General features: G+C 65.5%; 13 protein-coding genes. 4 read left to right on the top strand and 9 right to left on the bottom strand.

Annotation, left to right across the window (positions count from 1 at the left end):
- Nucleotides 1-9: 9 nt before the first annotated feature.
- The 3 genes from glcF to KT882_RS06675 are packed head-to-tail and all read right to left on the bottom strand — an operon-like array spanning nucleotide 10 to nucleotide 3,854.
- The gene (gene glcF / locus KT882_RS06685; RefSeq protein WP_161071637.1) at nucleotides 10-1,272 is read right to left on the bottom strand and encodes a glycolate oxidase subunit GlcF; all 1,263 of its coding nucleotides are present in this window, start codon (nucleotides 1,270-1,272) and stop codon (nucleotides 10-12) included.
- A 4-nt stretch (nucleotides 1,273-1,276) separates the two neighbouring features.
- Nucleotides 1,277-2,353, bottom strand: a complete 1,077-nt coding sequence (glcE, locus tag KT882_RS06680) for a glycolate oxidase subunit GlcE (protein WP_228895039.1) — start codon at nucleotides 2,351-2,353, stop codon at nucleotides 1,277-1,279.
- A 10-nt stretch (nucleotides 2,354-2,363) separates the two neighbouring features.
- Nucleotides 2,364-3,854, bottom strand: a complete 1,491-nt coding sequence (locus KT882_RS06675) for an FAD-linked oxidase C-terminal domain-containing protein (RefSeq protein WP_228895036.1) — start codon at nucleotides 3,852-3,854, stop codon at nucleotides 2,364-2,366.
- 97 nt (nucleotides 3,855-3,951) lie between these two features.
- On the opposite strand from KT882_RS06675, the gene KT882_RS06670 reads away from it, so the two are divergent.
- Both KT882_RS06670 and KT882_RS06665 read left to right on the top strand, forming a co-directional pair.
- Nucleotides 3,952-4,506 (top strand): cob(I)yrinic acid a,c-diamide adenosyltransferase, encoded by a 555-nt coding sequence (locus tag KT882_RS06670; RefSeq protein ID WP_161071640.1) that lies wholly within the window; start codon nucleotides 3,952-3,954, stop codon nucleotides 4,504-4,506.
- Nucleotides 4,479-6,728 carry a hypothetical protein gene (locus KT882_RS06665; protein WP_228895034.1) on the top strand — a complete coding sequence of 750 codons (2,250 nt, stop codon included), beginning with the start codon at nucleotides 4,479-4,481 and terminating at the stop codon, nucleotides 6,726-6,728. Before KT882_RS06670 ends, KT882_RS06665 begins: the two co-directional genes overlap by 28 nt.
- On the opposite strand, the gene KT882_RS06660 is transcribed toward KT882_RS06665, so the two are convergent.
- Nucleotides 6,708-7,607 (bottom strand): LysR family transcriptional regulator, encoded by a 900-nt coding sequence (locus KT882_RS06660; protein WP_228895032.1) that lies wholly within the window; start codon nucleotides 7,605-7,607, stop codon nucleotides 6,708-6,710. The two genes, KT882_RS06665 and KT882_RS06660, sit on opposite strands and share 21 nt — an antisense overlap.
- Nucleotides 7,608-7,713: 106 nt before the next feature.
- On the opposite strand from KT882_RS06660, the gene KT882_RS06655 reads away from it, so the two are divergent.
- Entirely contained in the window at nucleotides 7,714-8,955 is a 1,242-nt protein-coding gene (locus KT882_RS06655; protein WP_228895030.1) for an SGNH/GDSL hydrolase family protein, read from the top strand.
- Between the two features lie 51 nt (nucleotides 8,956-9,006).
- Here the strand turns inward: KT882_RS06655 and KT882_RS06650 are convergent, their stop codons facing one another.
- The 5 genes from KT882_RS06650 to KT882_RS06630 form a co-directional block, all read right to left on the bottom strand.
- Nucleotides 9,007-9,759 (bottom strand): M48 family metalloprotease, encoded by a 753-nt coding sequence (locus KT882_RS06650; protein WP_228895028.1) that lies wholly within the window; start codon nucleotides 9,757-9,759, stop codon nucleotides 9,007-9,009.
- Between the two features lie 69 nt (nucleotides 9,760-9,828).
- Nucleotides 9,829-10,356, bottom strand: a complete 528-nt coding sequence (locus KT882_RS06645; protein WP_228895026.1) for a gamma carbonic anhydrase family protein — start codon at nucleotides 10,354-10,356, stop codon at nucleotides 9,829-9,831.
- Between the two features lie 7 nt (nucleotides 10,357-10,363).
- Nucleotides 10,364-12,244, bottom strand: coding sequence for a 1-deoxy-D-xylulose-5-phosphate synthase (dxs, locus tag KT882_RS06640; RefSeq protein WP_228895025.1), 1,881 nt, complete (start codon nucleotides 12,242-12,244; stop codon nucleotides 10,364-10,366).
- Nucleotides 12,245-12,246: 2 nt separating this feature from the next.
- Complete coding sequence (locus KT882_RS06635) at nucleotides 12,247-13,146, bottom strand: polyprenyl synthetase family protein (protein WP_161071647.1); 900 nt, start codon at nucleotides 13,144-13,146, stop codon at nucleotides 12,247-12,249.
- Nucleotides 13,143-13,403, bottom strand: coding sequence for an exodeoxyribonuclease VII small subunit (locus KT882_RS06630; protein WP_161071648.1), 261 nt, complete (start codon nucleotides 13,401-13,403; stop codon nucleotides 13,143-13,145). Before KT882_RS06630 ends, KT882_RS06635 begins: the two co-directional genes overlap by 4 nt.
- 325 nt (nucleotides 13,404-13,728) lie before the next feature.
- On the opposite strand from KT882_RS06630, the gene KT882_RS06625 reads away from it, so the two are divergent.
- Nucleotides 13,729-14,829, top strand: coding sequence for an aromatic ring-hydroxylating oxygenase subunit alpha (locus KT882_RS06625; RefSeq protein ID WP_161071649.1), 1,101 nt, complete (start codon nucleotides 13,729-13,731; stop codon nucleotides 14,827-14,829).
- Nucleotides 14,830-14,915: the final 86 nt, after the last annotated feature.

The following is a 14,915-nucleotide window of genomic DNA, read 5'->3' as shown; positions in this document are numbered from 1 at the left end:
TAGGGCGGGTTAGCGCGTAGCGCGTAACCCGCCATCCGCCAGCGCCTGATCGATCAGCTCAATCCAATGCTGCACCGGCGTCTCGGTGCCCGACTGCAGATGCGTCAGGCAGCCGATATTGGCCGACACGATCTTCCGCGCCCCGGTCGCCTCCAGATTCTCCACCTTGCGGTCCCGCAGCTGCTTGGACAGCTCCGGCTGCAGCATCGAATACGTGCCCGCCGAACCGCAGCACAAATGGCTGTCCGCGCACAGCACCACATCCACGCCGACCGCGCGCAGCACGCCCTCCACCTTGCCGCGTATCTGCTGCCCATGCTGCAAAGTGCACGGCGGATGGAAGGCCACGCGCTCCGCGATGCGTCCGCCCATGCGCTGCGCCAGCTCCGCCTCAAAGGCCGGCATCACCTCGCTCAAATCCCTGGTCAGCTCCGAAATGCGCTGCGCCTTCTCAGCATAAGCCGCGTCATGCGCCAGCAAATGGCCATACTCCTTGACGGTCACGCCGCAGCCGGACGCCGTCATCACGATGGCCTCCACCGGCGCCGCGCCAGCCTCGCCCGACACGTAGGGCCACCACGCATCCACATTGCGCCGCATATCATCCAGCCCGCCATCCTGGTCGTTCAGATGGTAGCGCAGCGCGCCGCAGCAGCCCGCCTTGGGCGCCGCGATCAGCTGCACGCCCAGCGCATCGAGCACGCGCGCCGTGGCCGCGTTGATATTCGGCGCCATGCCCGGCTGCACGCAGCCCTCCAGCATCAGCATGCGGCGCGCATGGGTGCGCGAGGGCCGCCTGCCGGCCGCCGCTGCGGGCGGCAGCTTGTCCTGCAAGGCCGGCGACAGCAAAGGCCGGACCATGCGCCCCATCGCCAGCGCAGGCGTGAACAGCCAGCGGCGCGGCAAAGCCTCCTTCAGCACATAGCGCTTCACGCGCTCGGCCAGCGGACGCTGCACACGCTGCTCCACCACCTTGCGGCCGATGTCGGCCAGGCGGCCGTACTGCACGCCGGACGGACAGGTGCTCTCGCAGTTGCGGCAGGTAAGGCAGCGGTCCAGGTGCAGCTGCGTCTTCTGCGTCACGGGTGCGCCTTCGAGCACCTGCTTGATCAGGTATATGCGGCCGCGCGGGCCATCCAGTTCATCGCCCAGCAACTGGTAGGTGGGGCACGTGGCGGTGCAGAAGCCGCAATGCACGCAGGCGCGCAGGATGGCCTCCGCCTCGTCGCCGTCGCGCGTGTTCTTGATGAAGTCTGCCAGATTGGTTTGCATAGTTTTACATGCGGCCCGGGTTGAATATCCCGGCCGGGTCGAAGGCCTGCTTGAGGCGCTGGTTGATCGTAGCCACGGCCGGCGCCATCGGATGGAAAGCGCCGGGGCGCTTGTCGTCTGCACGGAACAGCGTGGCGTGGCCGCCGGCCGCAGCCACGCTGCGGCGGATGTCCTGCGCCGCGTCCGCGCTGGCGGCAGGGTCGACCTTCAGCCAGCGCTGCGCACCGCCCCACTCGATCAGCTGCTCGCCCTTAAGGATGATGGCGCTGGCCGCAGGCGGCACCGAGAGCCGCCACAGCGCGCCGCCCTCGAAATAGCTATGCGTCTGATCGCGCAAGCCGTTCCAGAACAGCGCCGCCTCCGCATCGTCCACGCGGCCGCCGCCCATGCGCAGCAGCGCCGCGCGCACCGCAGCCTCCGCACCGGACAGGCGCAGCGTCAGCACGTCCTGGTGCCAGCAGCTGGCCGACACCGGCAAAGGCTGGCCCGCCCATTCATTCAAGCGCCGCAGCGCCTCGATCTCGCTCATGCCGAAGCGCAGCGTGGCCTCGCACACCGGCAGCGGCAGCACCTTGAGCGACACCTCGAGTATCAGCCCCAGCGTCCCCATCGAGGCCGCCAGCAGGCGCGACACGTCATAGCCCGCCACGTTCTTCATCACCTGCCCGCCGAAGCTGAGCACCTCGCCCTTGCCGTCCATGAGCTTCGCGCCCAGTACGAAATCGCGCACGCCGCCAGCGCTGGCGCGGCGCGGACCGGCCAGGCCGCTGGCCACTACGCCGCCCATGGTGGACGCCTCGCCGTAGCGCGGCGGCTCGAACGCCAGCATCTGCGCGTTGGCGGCCAGCAGCGCCTCGACTTCAGCCAGCGGCGTACCGCAGCGCACCGTGATCACCAGTTCGGTCGGTTCATAATCCACCACGCCGGTGTAGGCGCGCGTATCGAGCACGGCCCCAGCGGAGGCAGCAGTGGCTGCGTTGCCATACCAGTCCTTCGTGCCGCCGCCGCGCACGCGCAAAGGCGTGCCCGCTTCAACGGCCGCCAGCACCTGGTTGCGGAATTGTTCTACGATCGCTTGCAAGATAACTCCGTTAAAAACGCGGCAGGCCCGCGTGCGGCAGCACACCCGCCGTCACGCGCATTTTGCCGAACTCCGCGCAGCGGTTCAATGTGGGAATGGCCTTGTTCGGATTGAGCAGCATGGCCGGATCGAAGGCACGCTTCACGCTGAAGAAGGCCTCCAGCTCGGCGGGCTTGAACTGCACGCACATGGAATCGATCTTCTCTATGCCCACACCATGCTCGCCGGTGATGGTGCCGCCCACTTCCACGCACAGCGCCAGTATCTCCGCGCCAAAGGCCTCGGCGCGGTGCAGCTCGTCCGGCTGGTTCGCGTCGAACAGGATCAAGGGATGCAGATTGCCGTCGCCCGCGTGGAACACATTGGCGCAGCGCAGGCCGTACTTGGCCTCCATCTGCTCGATGCCGATCAGCACCTGCGCCAGGTTCTTGCGCGGGATGGTGCCGTCCATGCAGTAGTAGTCCGGCGAGATGCGGCCCGCCGCCGGGAAGGCGTTCTTGCGTCCGGACCAGAACTTGAGACGCTCCGCCTCGCTGCGCGAAACCTGGATGGCGCTCGCGCCGGCAGCTTCCAGCACCGCAGTCATGCGCGCGATCTCCTCCTCCACTTCCTCCTGCGTGCCGTCCGCCTCGCACAGCAGGATGGCGGCGGCGTCGGTGTCGTAGCCCGCCTTGACGAAGGGCTCGACCATGCGCGAGGAGGTGCGGTCCATCATCTCCAGCCCGGCCGGGATGATGCCGGCCGCGATCACCTTGGCCACCGCGTTGCCGCCGGTGACCACGTCGTCGAACGAAGCCATGATCACGCGCGCGCAGGCCGGCTTGGGCACCAGCTTCACCGTCACCTCGGTGACGATGCCCAGCATGCCCTCCGAGCCGATAAAGACCGACAGCAGATCCAGGCCCGGCGCATCCAGCGCCTCGCTGCCCAGCTCCACCACATCGCCCTCCAGGGTGGCCACGCGCACGCGCAGCACGTTGTGCACCGTCAGGCCGTATTTCAGGCAGTGCACGCCGCCCGAATTCTCCGCCACGTTGCCGCCTATGGTGCACGCGATCTGGGACGAGGGGTCCGGCGCGTAGTACAGCGCATGCTGCGCCGCCGCCTCCGAGATCGCCAGGTTGCGCACGCCGGGCTGCACCACCGCCGTGCGCGAGTAGGCGTCCATGCGCACGATCTGGTTCATGCGCGCGGTCGACAGCACCAGGCCGTCGGCGATCGGCATGGCGCCGCCGGACAGGCCGGTACCCGCGCCGCGCGGCACGATGGGCACGTTCATGTCCCGGCACACCTTGAGCACGGCCAGCACTTCCTGCTCGCTGGCGGGCAGCGCCACGATCATGGGCGGCTGGCGGTAGGCCGCCAGACCGTCGCATTCATAGGGTTTGGTGTCTTCCAGCGCGGACAGGATGCTGGCTGCCGGCAGCACGGCGCGCAGGGCGGCCGCAACGCTGTGCTGGCGCTCGGCCGTGAAGGCCGGCATGGGGGAGGCTATGGTCATGGGTGGAAAGCATATCGCCGATGAAGCACTGATTGTAAGGCACCCGGCCTGAATTTATCGTATGCTCGCTGTCATTCCAGACATTAGGGGCAATACCATGGGCAACCGACTCTCGAAAATCGCTACCCGCACCGGCGACAACGGCACCACCGGCCTGGGCGACGGCAGCCGCACCAGCAAGGACAGCCTGCGCATCCACGCCATCGGCGACGTGGACGAGCTGAACTCCAACCTGGGCCTGCTGCTGTGCGAAGCCATGCCGGACGACCTGCGCGACGAGCTGGTCGGCTTCCAGCACGACCTGTTCGACCTGGGCGGCGAGCTGTGCATTCCGGGTTATCAGATGATCAAGGAAGAGCATGTGGAAAAGCTGGACGCGCTGCTGGCCAAGTACAACGCCACCCTGCCCGCGCTGACCGAGTTCATCCTGCCGGCCGGCTCGCGCGCCGCCGCGATCGCCCACGTCTGCCGCACCATCTGCCGCCGCGCCGAGCGCAGCATCGTCACGCTGGGCAACGCCGAGCCCATCCACGAGCACCCGCGCCAATACGTGAACCGCCTGTCCGACCTGATGTTCGTGCTGGCCCGCGTGCTGAACCGCTACGCCGGCGGCGGCGACGTGCTGTGGCAGCACGAGCGCAAGAGCCGCTGATCAAACAGCTGTTGAATTTTCCGGGTCATGCGCATTGCCTTATTCATAAGTTGTTGATAGGATGGAGTATTGCCTTCAATCAACTTTCCTCCATGCCCCGTCCTTTCCTGTCCCTATGCGTGCAACTCTGCGCCGCGTGTGTTCTTTCCTCGGCCGCCGCAGCGAACCTGGACGGCCTGGCCAAGCGCAGCTGGATCAAGGTCGATAGCCCGAACTTCAGCATCGTCACCGATCAGCCCGAAGCCGTCGCCCTGCGGGTAGTGACCGACATGGAGGCATTCCGCCACTTCAGGCGCGAGTACGGCACCCTGAAGGCGCTTGAGCTGTCCAAGCCGCTGCCCATACTCGCCTTGGGCGAGGATGCCTTTGCCGAAATCGGCTTTCCCGCAACGTGGGCAGGCGTCTTCCAGCTCGACCTGCAAGGCTACTCAGCGGTCGCCAATATCGGCGACTATATGCGCGGCAGCAAGACCGACAACTGGCCGCGCACGGTCCTGCTGCACGAGTATTTCCATTTCCTGTTGCGCATGTCGGAACGGACATTCGCCTACCCGCACTGGGTGGATGAGGGCATGGCGGACTACTGGGCCACATTCAATGTCAACGGGCCAACCATCCGCCTGGGAGACCGCGTCACAAGCGATGGCGGCAGCCGCGACCACGGCCTCTACAACCACCTCGGCCGCCTTTCGCTCGACATGCAAACGACGTTCAATACCGTCGACCTTACACTGGAAGGCAGCTCGCGGGCCGATCACTACGATCTGAGCCGCTTCTACTCGGCCGCATACTTCGCGGTGCACTATTTCAATTCCACTGACGCCTTGCGCGCATCGCTGGCCAGATACGTCACATTCATCAATCGCGGCTACCGCCAGGACCGGGCTGCGGCGCTGGCTTTTCAACAGTCCTACGCGGAGCTGAACAAGGCGATTGCGAAATACGCCTCCCTCCACCTGACGGCGCAGGTCATGACCTATCGGCATGGCGACTTCGTATTCCCCAAGATTTCCCCTTCCGTCACCCGGCTCGATACGCCCGGCCTGTATGCGCAGCTTGCACGCATCCTTCCCAACCACAAAATTTCGCGTGCAGACCTGGAAAAACTGCTCACCAGGAACCGCGAACTGAATCAAGACGACGCCGACGCCAACCTTCTCCCACTGCTGCACGGCCTGGAAAGCAGCACGGCAGGCGCGGCCCTGGAGCAGCGTTTTCCGAAACATCCCATGCTGTTGACGCTGCGCGCCGACATGCTGCGGGGGCAGGCCGAACACATGAAGGACCAGGGCGAAGCCGGCTGGCCGGCCATCGCCTACAAGGCCCGCGACTACTACCGCAAAGCGATCCGCATCGATGCAGGCTATCCCGCACCGTATAACGGCCTGGGACTGCTGTATCAGCTGCTGCCGGCCAGCGAACCGCTGCAGGAAGCGGTGGCGGGCTTCGATACCGCATCGATCTACACGCGCGAGCCGGAGACCTTCAGGCAACTGGCAGGTGTATTCCTGCGCATGGGTAAACCGATGGAAGCACTGGACGCCTTGCGCAGCGCGGTGGCGTTCAGCAAGCCCTCCTTGCTCGGTCCCGAAGCGCTACTACTCGACAATGTCGAATTGCTGAACGACCTGGCCGGCGAGGCGAAAGCCACGGCCACGGGACTCGAATACGCCGGCGGCACACGCTACACCGGCGCCGTCAGCAACGGCAAGCCGGACGGCATGGGCAAAATCAGCCTGCCGAACGGATCGTACTACGAAGGGCCGTTCGTGCAAGGCGTCCCTCATGGCAAAGGAAAACTGGCCAGCGACTCGGGGCTGGTCTACCTCGGGGAATTCGACCGTGGATACGGGCGCGGCCAGGGGGAAGTCAGCTACCCGTCCGGCAGCGAGGCCATCTCTTACAAGGGCCAGGTGGACTATATGCGGCCATCCGGCAAAGGCGAACTGGTGACCAAAACGGGCCGCTACATGGGCGGTTTCGAGGATGGCAACATGCACGGCGCGGGCGAGTTCACGGCAGCAAAAAAACCGGTAACGCTGAGCGGCGCCTGGCGGCGCGGCGGCTTCGAATGGGCGGCAACGGATGGCATAGTCTTCAACGGACCTGCGGACGCGAACGGCCTGCGGCACGGAAAAGGCACATGCCGGGGAACCGACGCCAGCGACATACCCACACCGTGCGTATTCAAAGAAGGCAAGCTATTGTTCGCCGCTGACTGAAGCGAAGCGCGCCTGCAGAAAGTCCATAAACAGGCGCGCGCGCAGCGGCTGGTGGCGGCGGGAGGGATAGAGCAAGTTGAGGTCTTGCGTTGCCCCTTGCCAGGCGGGTAGCACGCGGGTGAGTTTGCGGCTTGCCAGCAGGTCCTGCACCAGCCAGCCAGGGCACAGGCCGATGCCGCCGCCCATGGCAAGGCTTTCGCGTATCGCCAGGGCATTGTTGACGCGGTAGCGGCCATGGGTTTGCACCTGGACGCTGCGCTCGCCGTTGTGCAGTTCGACAGTGCCGCCCGTGCTAAGCCAGGCGAAGCGGATAACTTCATGCGCGGCCAAGTCTTCGGGCTGGCGCAGCTTGGGATGGCTTTTCAGATAGCCCGGCGACGCCACCAGCCAGCGCGGTGAACTGCCGATCTTGCGGGCGATGGCGTTGGGCGGCAGCTCGCTACCGAGCCGCAGGGCGACGTCGACGCCCTCTTCCACCAGATCCACCATGCGGTCGTTCAGTATCAGCTCTATTTCCATGCCGGGGTATTGCGCGAGGAATTCCTGCACCAATGCGTTCAGGCGGAACTGTCCCAGCGCGACCGGGGCATTCACGCGCAGCAGGCCGGATGCGGTTTGCGTTTCGCCGCGCGCGTCGGCCACGGCTTCGGCATAGTCTTCCAGCACGCCTTTGCTGCGCTCGTAGAAGCGCTGGCCTTGCACGGTGGGCGACAAGCTGGAGGTGCTGCGCTCCAGCAGCCGCACGCCCAGGCTGTCTTCCAGCGCGGCGACGATCTTGCTGACGGTGGGCTGGGTGGTGCCGTGTTCGCGCGCAACGGCGGACAAGCTGCCCAGTTCGACGGCACGCACAAAGTATTGCAGGGAGCGGATGGTGTCCATGCCAGGCCTTCATTCGATATTGGAATGAAGCATAGTCCATTTTGGCCACTTCCGCATGATAGTGGAATGAATGAAGATGGCTGCACACTTACTCAAGGAGCAGACCATGTTGAAGACTTTGACCACCATCGGCTTTGCAGCCGCCGTCGCTCTGCCCGCCGTGGCGGAAGAGCAGTGGCAGACCAGCTGGTACGCGGCGCCGCAGCCGGGCTGGGATGCGGGCTTTGCGCTGCCGACCAATATCCCGCTTAGCCTGCAGGATCAAACCGTGCGCGAGACGCTGCGCCTCAGCGCGGGCGGGCAGCGGGTGCGCGTGGTGCTGTCGAACCGCTATGGCACGGAACCACTGGTGATAGGCGAGGCGCGGCTGGCGCGCGCTGCCGCCGGAGCCGCCGCCGGAGCATCGCACGCCATCACTGCGGCGCCGGCGGGCGTCCTGACCTTTGGCGGCCAGCGCTCGGTGACGGTGCCGCCCGGGCAGCAGGCGGTCAGCGATGCGCTGGATTTCAGCGTGCGCCCGCTTGAGCGGCTGAGCGTATCAACTTACTTTCCGCAGCGCACCCTGCCCTCCACCTTTCACTGGGGCGCGCAGCAGACGGGATTTATCGCCAGCGGCAACCAGACTGCGGCGCAGCAACTGCCTGGCGCAGAGACGCTGCAGGGACGCCTGTTTCTGACCGCTGTCCATGTGAGCGGCGGCGCGGACGGCGGCACCGTGGTGGCGCTGGGGGATTCGATCACGGACGGGAATGGCTCGACGCCGGATCACGACCGCCGCTGGCCGGACTATCTGGCCCGGCTGGCGGTGGCGCGCGGCGCGAATGCCAGCGTGGCGAATGCCGGGATTTCAGGGGCGCGCGTACTGGCCGACCGCATGGGCGAGCGCGCGGCGGCGCGTTTTGAGCAGGATGTGCTGGCCCAGCCGGGCGTGCGCAGCGTGATCGTCGCGCTGGGCATCAACGATATCGGCTGGCCGGCCAGCGCCTTTGCGCCGCATGATCCTGCCATGGAGGCGGAAATGCTGATCGCGGGCTACCGCAAGCTGATCGAACGCGCCCATGCAAACAAGGTGAAGGTGATAGGCGCCACCATGGCGCCGTTCGAGAACGCGCTGCAAGGCACGCCCCTGTCGGACCATTACAGCCCGGCCAAGGACGCCGTGCGGCGCCAGGTGAACGACTGGATACGCAGCAGCGGCGCCTTCGACGGAGTGGTGGACTTCGATGCGGTGCTGCGCGACCCCGCGCGTCCGTCCCGCCTGCTGCCGGCATTCGACTCGGGCGACCATTTGCACCCGGGCGACGCGGGCTATGAAGCAATGGCAAAAGCCGCGTATCAGGTTTTGTAAGGCGGGTTAGCGGAGCGTAACCCGCCATGAGCCGTCGAGACGCATGGCGGGTTACGGCTCCAGCAGCCGGGCCATGCCGCGCGACATGCTGATGCGCGAGGCGTGCGAGGGGTGGCTGGCGATCAGCGGCTCGCCGGGGCCGTCGTCGGCATCCGCGTCGGCCAGCTTGCGGTAGAAACTGAGCATGGCGGAGGCAGGCCAGCCGGCGCGGTGCGCGATCACCATGCCCAGCTGGTCCGCCTCGCGCTCCTGCATGCGCGACAGCCCGGCCAGGCGCAGCTGCAATGACAGGTCGCTGTCCAGCCGCAGCATCACCACGTCGACCGGCACCAGCGGGCGGTACGCCAGCTGCGCTTCGGACAAAAACTCGCGGGAGTGTTCAGCGATGGCGTGCGCCACCTCGTGCGCCAGCAGCACCGCCAGCTCGCTGTCGGTCAGCGCCAGCCGCCGCACAAAGCCGGCGCCCACCAGCAGCTTGCCGCCGGCCAGGCAGACCGCATCGATATCCGCTGCACCGGCCAGGTGCACCTCCCAGGGCCAGTCCGCCGCTTCCGGCTTCAGTTCGATGGCGGCGGCGATCAGCGTGGCGCTGACGTAGCGCAGGCGGTGCAGCAGCGTGCGGTCGGCATCGAGCTTGCCGGCGGCGGCCAGGTCCACCACCTGCTCGATATAGCGGTCTTCCATGCGATCGACGACTTCGTCCGCGCCAAAGCGCAGTTCCTGCCAGCGGCCGGAATCCGGCACCTGGGCTTGCGCGCCGGCGCACAGCAGCCATCCGGCCAACAGCATAGCGAGACCGCGCATGACGCCCCCTCATTGGAATAAACCGTTTATACCAATATAGGAGAGCGCGGGCGCAGCCGCAAGAAGGACTTACTTGTTGTAGTTGTTTTTAACGCGGACGTAGTGCTCGGCCGAGTACTTCAGCCAGGTGATTTCCGCTTCGGTGAGCTTGCGCACGCGCTTGACCGGGCGGCCCACGTACAGGTAGCCGCTTTCCAGCACCTTGCCCGGCGAGACCAGGCTGCCGGCGCCCACCATGACGTGCTTTTGCACCACCACGTCGTCCATGACGATGGAGCCCATGCCGATCAGGCATTCGTCGCCGATCTCGCAGCCGTGCAGGATGACGGAATGGCCTATGGTGACGTAGTTGCCTATCTTGAGCGGCGAGCCGTCCGGCTTGGCCGGGTTCTTGTGCGAGACGTGGCCCATGGCGAAGTCCTGCACATTGCTGCACTCGCCGATGGTGATGCGGTTGACGTCGCCGCGCAGCACGGTGTTGCACCAGACCGAGGAATCGCGGCCGATGCGAACGTCGCCGATCACTTGCGCAGTGTCGTGCAGGTAGACGCCCTCGCCCAGTTCGGGCGAGGTGTCGAGGTAGGAACTGACTGGCATGCTGAAACTATCCGTTATTGACGACCAGGCGCGGCTCGCCGTTGCCGTCCGCGTCCAGGAAGCGCGCCTTGATGGACGCTGCGATGCCGCCCGCGTCCAGGCCCACGCTGGCCAGCAGCTTGGCCGGATCGCCGTGGTCGATGAATTTGTCCGGCAGGCCCAGCATCAGCACCGGCTTGATGATGCCCTCGGCGGCCAGCGCCTCGGCCACGGCGGAACCGGCGCCGCCCATGATGCAGCCCTCTTCCACCGTCACGAAGTAATCATGCTCGGCGGCCAGCTGCTTGACCAGTTCCACGTCCAGCGGCTTGACGAAGCGCATATTGGCGACCGTGGCGCCCAGCTGCGCGCCCGCCGCCACCGACGGCGCCACCATGGAGCCGAAGGCCAGGATGGCGATCTTTTCGCCCTTGCGCTTGATCTCGCCCTTGCCGATCTCGATCGAGGTCAGCGCCGGTTCGATGGCCGCGCCTATGCCCGCGCCGCGCGGATAGCGGATCGCAGCCGGACCTTCGTAGTGGTAGCCGGTGGTGAGCATCTGGCGGCATTCGTTTTCGTCCGACGCGGCCATCACCACCATGTTCGGGATGCAGCGCATGAAGGCCAGGTCGTAATTGCCGGCGTGCGTGGCGCCGTCCGCGCCCACCAGGCCGGCCCGGTCAAGCGCAAAGGTCACGTCCAGGTTTTGCAGCGCCACGTCGTGGATCAGCTGGTCGTAGCCGCGCTGCAGGAAGGTGGAGTAGATCGCCACCACCGGCTTCAGGCCTTCGCAGGCCAGGCCCGCGCCGAAGGTGACCGAGTGCTGCTCGGCGATGCCGACGTCGAAATAGCGGTCCGGATATTCCTGCTCGAAGCGCACCATGCCCGAGCCTTCGCGCATGGCGGGCGTAATGCCGACCAGGCGCTTGTCCGCCTTGGCCATGTCGCACAGCCAGTTGCCGAATACTTCGGTGTAGGTGATCTTGCCAGCGGGCGCAGGCTTGATGCCTTCGGCCGGATTGAATTTCGGCGTGCCGTGGTAGAGCACCGGCTCGGCCTCGGCCAGCTTGTAGCCCTGGCCCTTCTTGGTCACCACGTGCAGGAACTGCGGACCCTTTAGCTTTTTGATGTTCTCCAGCGTCGGGATCAGCGATTCGAGGTCGTGGCCGTCGATGGGGCCGATGTAGTTGAAGCCGAACTCCTCGAACATGGTGGCCGGGACCACCATGCCCTTGGCGTGTTCCTCGAAGCGCTTGGCCAGCTCCAGCACGGGGCCGGGCAGCACCTGCTTGCCCACGTTCTTGGCGGCTGCATAGAACTGGCCGGACATCAGGCGCGCCAGGTAGCGGTTCAGCGCGCCCACCGGCGGCGAGATCGACATGTCGTTGTCGTTCAGGATCACCAGCAGGTTCACGTCGTCCTGCACGCCCGCGTTGTTCAGGGCCTCGAAGGCCATGCCTGCGGTCATGGAGCCGTCGCCGATGACGGCGATGGCGTGGCGGTGCTCGCCCTTGATCTTGGCCGCCTGCGCCATGCCCAGCGCGGCCGAGATGGAGGTCGACGAGTGCGCCGTGCCGAAGGTGTCGTATTCGCTTTCCACGCGGCGCGGGAAGCCGGAAATGCCGTCCAGCTGGCGCAGCGTATGCATCTGGTTGCGGCGGCCGGTCAGGATCTTGTGGGTGTAGGTCTGGTGGCCCACGTCCCACACGATGCGGTCGTGCGGCGTGTTGAAGACGTAGTGCAGCGCCACGGTCAGCTCCACCGTGCCCAGGTTGGACGACAGGTGGCCGCCGGTCTTGGAGACCGAATCGAGCAGGTAGTTGCGCACCTCGTGCGCAAGCGGCGTGAGTTGGGTGCGCGCCAGCTTGCGCACGTCTGCCGGGTCGTTAATATTTTCGAGCAAATTCATTCTTAAGCCTTCCGCTGCACGATCAAATCCGCGAGTTCGCGTAAGCGCATCGCTTGTTCACCAAACGGCGCGAGCGCTGCGTGCGCGTCCAACCGCAATTGTTCCGCCAGCACGCGCGACGGTTCCAGGCCCAGTATCGAAACATAGGTCGGCTTGTTGTCGGCGGCGTCCTTGCCGGCCGTTTTGCCCAGCGTGGCCGAATCGGCGGTGGCGTCGAGCACGTCGTCCACCACCTGGAAAGCCAGGCCGATGGCGCGCGCGTAGGCGTTCAGCGCCGCCAGTTCGGCCTCGTCCAGTTCCTTGCCGGCCAGCGCGCCCAGCACCACGGACGCGCGCAGCAAGGCGCCGGTCTTCAGCTGGTGCATGCGTTCGAGCTGCTCCAGCGTCAGGCTCAGGCCCACGCTGTCCAGATCGATGGCCTGGCCGCCGCACATGCCGGCCGAGCCGGACGCGTGCGCCAGCAGGCGCAGCATGGCCGCCAGGCGGGCGGGCGGCAGCCCGGCCACTGCGGCGGCGTCGGCCAGCACCAGGAAGGCCTGCGATTGCAGCGCGTCGCCCACCAGCAGCGCGGTCGCTTCGTCGTAGGCCACGTGCACGGTGGGTTTGCCGCGCCGCAGTTCATCGTCGTCCATGCAAGGCATGTCGTCGTGCACCAGCGAGTAGGCGTGGATCATTTCAACGGCGGCGGCGGCGCGGCTCAGCACCGCCGCATCCGCGCCGAACAGCGCGCCGGCGGCGTACACCAGCAGCGGGCGCACGCGCTTGCCGCCGCCCAGCAGCGCGTAGCGCATCGCCTCGTGCAGCTTGGCCGGTTCGGCGCCGGCGGCGGGCAGGTAGCCGTCCATATCCTGCTCCATGCCGGCCTGGATGGTCTTCATCCAATCCTGGAAGGACGCGCTCATGCCAGCTCCTCCGTGTCCGCGAAGGGCTTCAGCATGCCGCCTTCGAGCACCTTCACCTGCGTTTCCACCTTGTCGAGCTGGCCGGCGCAGTATTTCACCAGTTCCGAACCGCGCGCATAGGCCGCGACGGACGCTTCCAGCGGCAGCTGGCCCGCCTCCATTTGCGTCACCAGTTGCGCCAGCTCCGCCATGGCTTCCTCGAAAGAGGCCGGCGGCGGCAGCACAGGGGCGGATTCAGCGTTCAATTTCTTAGACATAAGCACTCAAATCAGTAAGGCCGGACGGCGTTCAGGGGCCGCCAGCCCAGTTTAGCCCGTTATTTTAGATCAAACCATCCAATGCAGTGGAATTAACAGTTGGCCAAGTGAGCGCGCCGGGGACGCGGTGTTGCAAATCAGTCCACCCTATCGGGACGGCAATCCGCGGCAATCCACCCGCGGACCACCTTAACACAAGCGGAAGATGGGCATTTCACGTTATAATCGCCGGTTCTGTCCGAAATACCGTTTCAAAAACTGAATTCAGGTCTTTACGGATTCTGTCTCTTCTTGGTTTGCAGCACATTAATTAAGGGGGGTTGGGATGTCCGATCTGGCTACCCACGCCAAGCTAGCGCGCTCCAACGCGCAACTTCCGGTTAACGTCTACTTTGACGAAACGCTACTGCAGCGTGAAATGCAGCAACTGTTCAAAGCCGGCCCGCGCTATATCGGGCATGAGCTGATGGTGCCGAACACCGGCGATTTTGCGACCCTCGTTTCCGAAAACGAAGGGCGTATGCTGGTGCGCAACGCCAACGGCCTGGAAGTGCTGTCCAACGTCTGCCGCCACCGCCAGGCGCTGATGTTCAATGGGCGCGGCAACAGCAGCACCATCGTCTGCCCGCTGCACCGCTGGACCTACGACCTGAAAGGGGAGCTGATCGGCGCGCCGCACTTCCCCGAAACGCCATGCCTGAACCTGCCCAAGACCAAGCTGCAAAGCTGGAACGGCCTGCTGTTCGAGCAGAACGGCTACAACGTCATGGAAAAGCTGAAGGAGATGTCGGTCACCAAGGACCTGGACTTCAGCGGCTATATGTTCGACCACGTGGAAGTGCACGAGTGCGACTATAACTGGAAGACCTTCATCGAGGTCTACCTGGAGGACTACCACGTCGAGCCCTTCCACCCCGGCCTGGGCAGCTTCGTCAACTGCGAAGACCTGCGCTGGGAATTCGGCGCCGACTACAGCGTGCAGACCGTGGGCGTGAACCGCAGCCTGCGCAAATCCGGCTCGCCGGTGTACGAGAAATGGCACGAGCAGGTGCTCAAGTTCCGTGGCGGCGAGCCGCCGGAATACGGCGCCATCTGGCTCACGCTCTACCCCAACATCATGGTGGAGTGGTATCCGCACGTGCTGGTGGTGTCCACCCTGTGGCCGGACGGCCCGCAGAAAACGCGCAATGTGGTGGAGTTCTACTATCCTGAAGAAATCGTGCTGTTCGAGCGCGAGTTCGTGGACGCCGAACGCGCCGCCTACATGGAAACCTGCGTGGAGGACGACGAAATCGCCCTGCGCATGGACGCCGGGCGCAAGATCCTGATGCAGCGCGGCGAAAACGACGCCGGCCCCTACCAGTCGCCCATGGAAGACGGCATGCAGCACTTCCACGAGTGGTACCGCAGTAAAGTAACGCTGTAAGTGTAGGGCGGGTTAGCGGCAGCGCCGCGTAACCCGCCACAGCGCCGCCGCATCGCAAACATGGCGGGTCACGACCCGCCCTACGG

Origin of the sequence: Pseudoduganella aquatica (assembly GCF_020865585.1) — a bacterium.
In the GTDB taxonomy this organism is placed as follows: domain Bacteria; phylum Pseudomonadota; class Gammaproteobacteria; order Burkholderiales; family Burkholderiaceae_D; genus Rugamonas; species Rugamonas aquatica_A.
The sequence above is the reverse complement of the archived record's forward strand: the minus strand, read 5'-3'. Positions and strand labels throughout refer to the sequence as shown.

What these genes read in the sequence shown, in the direction of transcription:
- KT882_RS06675 (WP_228895036.1), bottom strand. Translation starts at nt 3,854, where the DNA reads ATGACCATAGCCTCCCCCATGCCGGCCTTCACGGCCGAGCGCCAGCAC.
- KT882_RS06670 (WP_161071640.1), top strand. Translation starts at nt 3,952, where the DNA reads ATGGGCAACCGACTCTCGAAAATCGCTACCCGCACCGGCGACAACGGC.
- KT882_RS06650 (WP_228895028.1), bottom strand. Translation starts at nt 9,759, where the DNA reads ATGCGCGGTCTCGCTATGCTGTTGGCCGGATGGCTGCTGTGCGCCGGC.
- KT882_RS06660 (WP_228895032.1), bottom strand. Translation starts at nt 7,607, where the DNA reads ATGGACACCATCCGCTCCCTGCAATACTTTGTGCGTGCCGTCGAACTG.
- KT882_RS06630 (WP_161071648.1), bottom strand. Translation starts at nt 13,403, where the DNA reads ATGTCTAAGAAATTGAACGCTGAATCCGCCCCTGTGCTGCCGCCGCCG.
- dxs (WP_228895025.1), bottom strand. Translation starts at nt 12,244, where the DNA reads ATGAATTTGCTCGAAAATATTAACGACCCGGCAGACGTGCGCAAGCTG.
- glcF (WP_161071637.1), bottom strand. Translation starts at nt 1,272, where the DNA reads ATGCAAACCAATCTGGCAGACTTCATCAAGAACACGCGCGACGGCGAC.
- KT882_RS06645 (WP_228895026.1), bottom strand. Translation starts at nt 10,356, where the DNA reads ATGCCAGTCAGTTCCTACCTCGACACCTCGCCCGAACTGGGCGAGGGC.
- KT882_RS06655 (WP_228895030.1), top strand. Translation starts at nt 7,714, where the DNA reads ATGTTGAAGACTTTGACCACCATCGGCTTTGCAGCCGCCGTCGCTCTG.
- KT882_RS06635 (WP_161071647.1), bottom strand. Translation starts at nt 13,146, where the DNA reads ATGAGCGCGTCCTTCCAGGATTGGATGAAGACCATCCAGGCCGGCATG.
- KT882_RS06625 (WP_161071649.1), top strand. Translation starts at nt 13,729, where the DNA reads ATGTCCGATCTGGCTACCCACGCCAAGCTAGCGCGCTCCAACGCGCAA.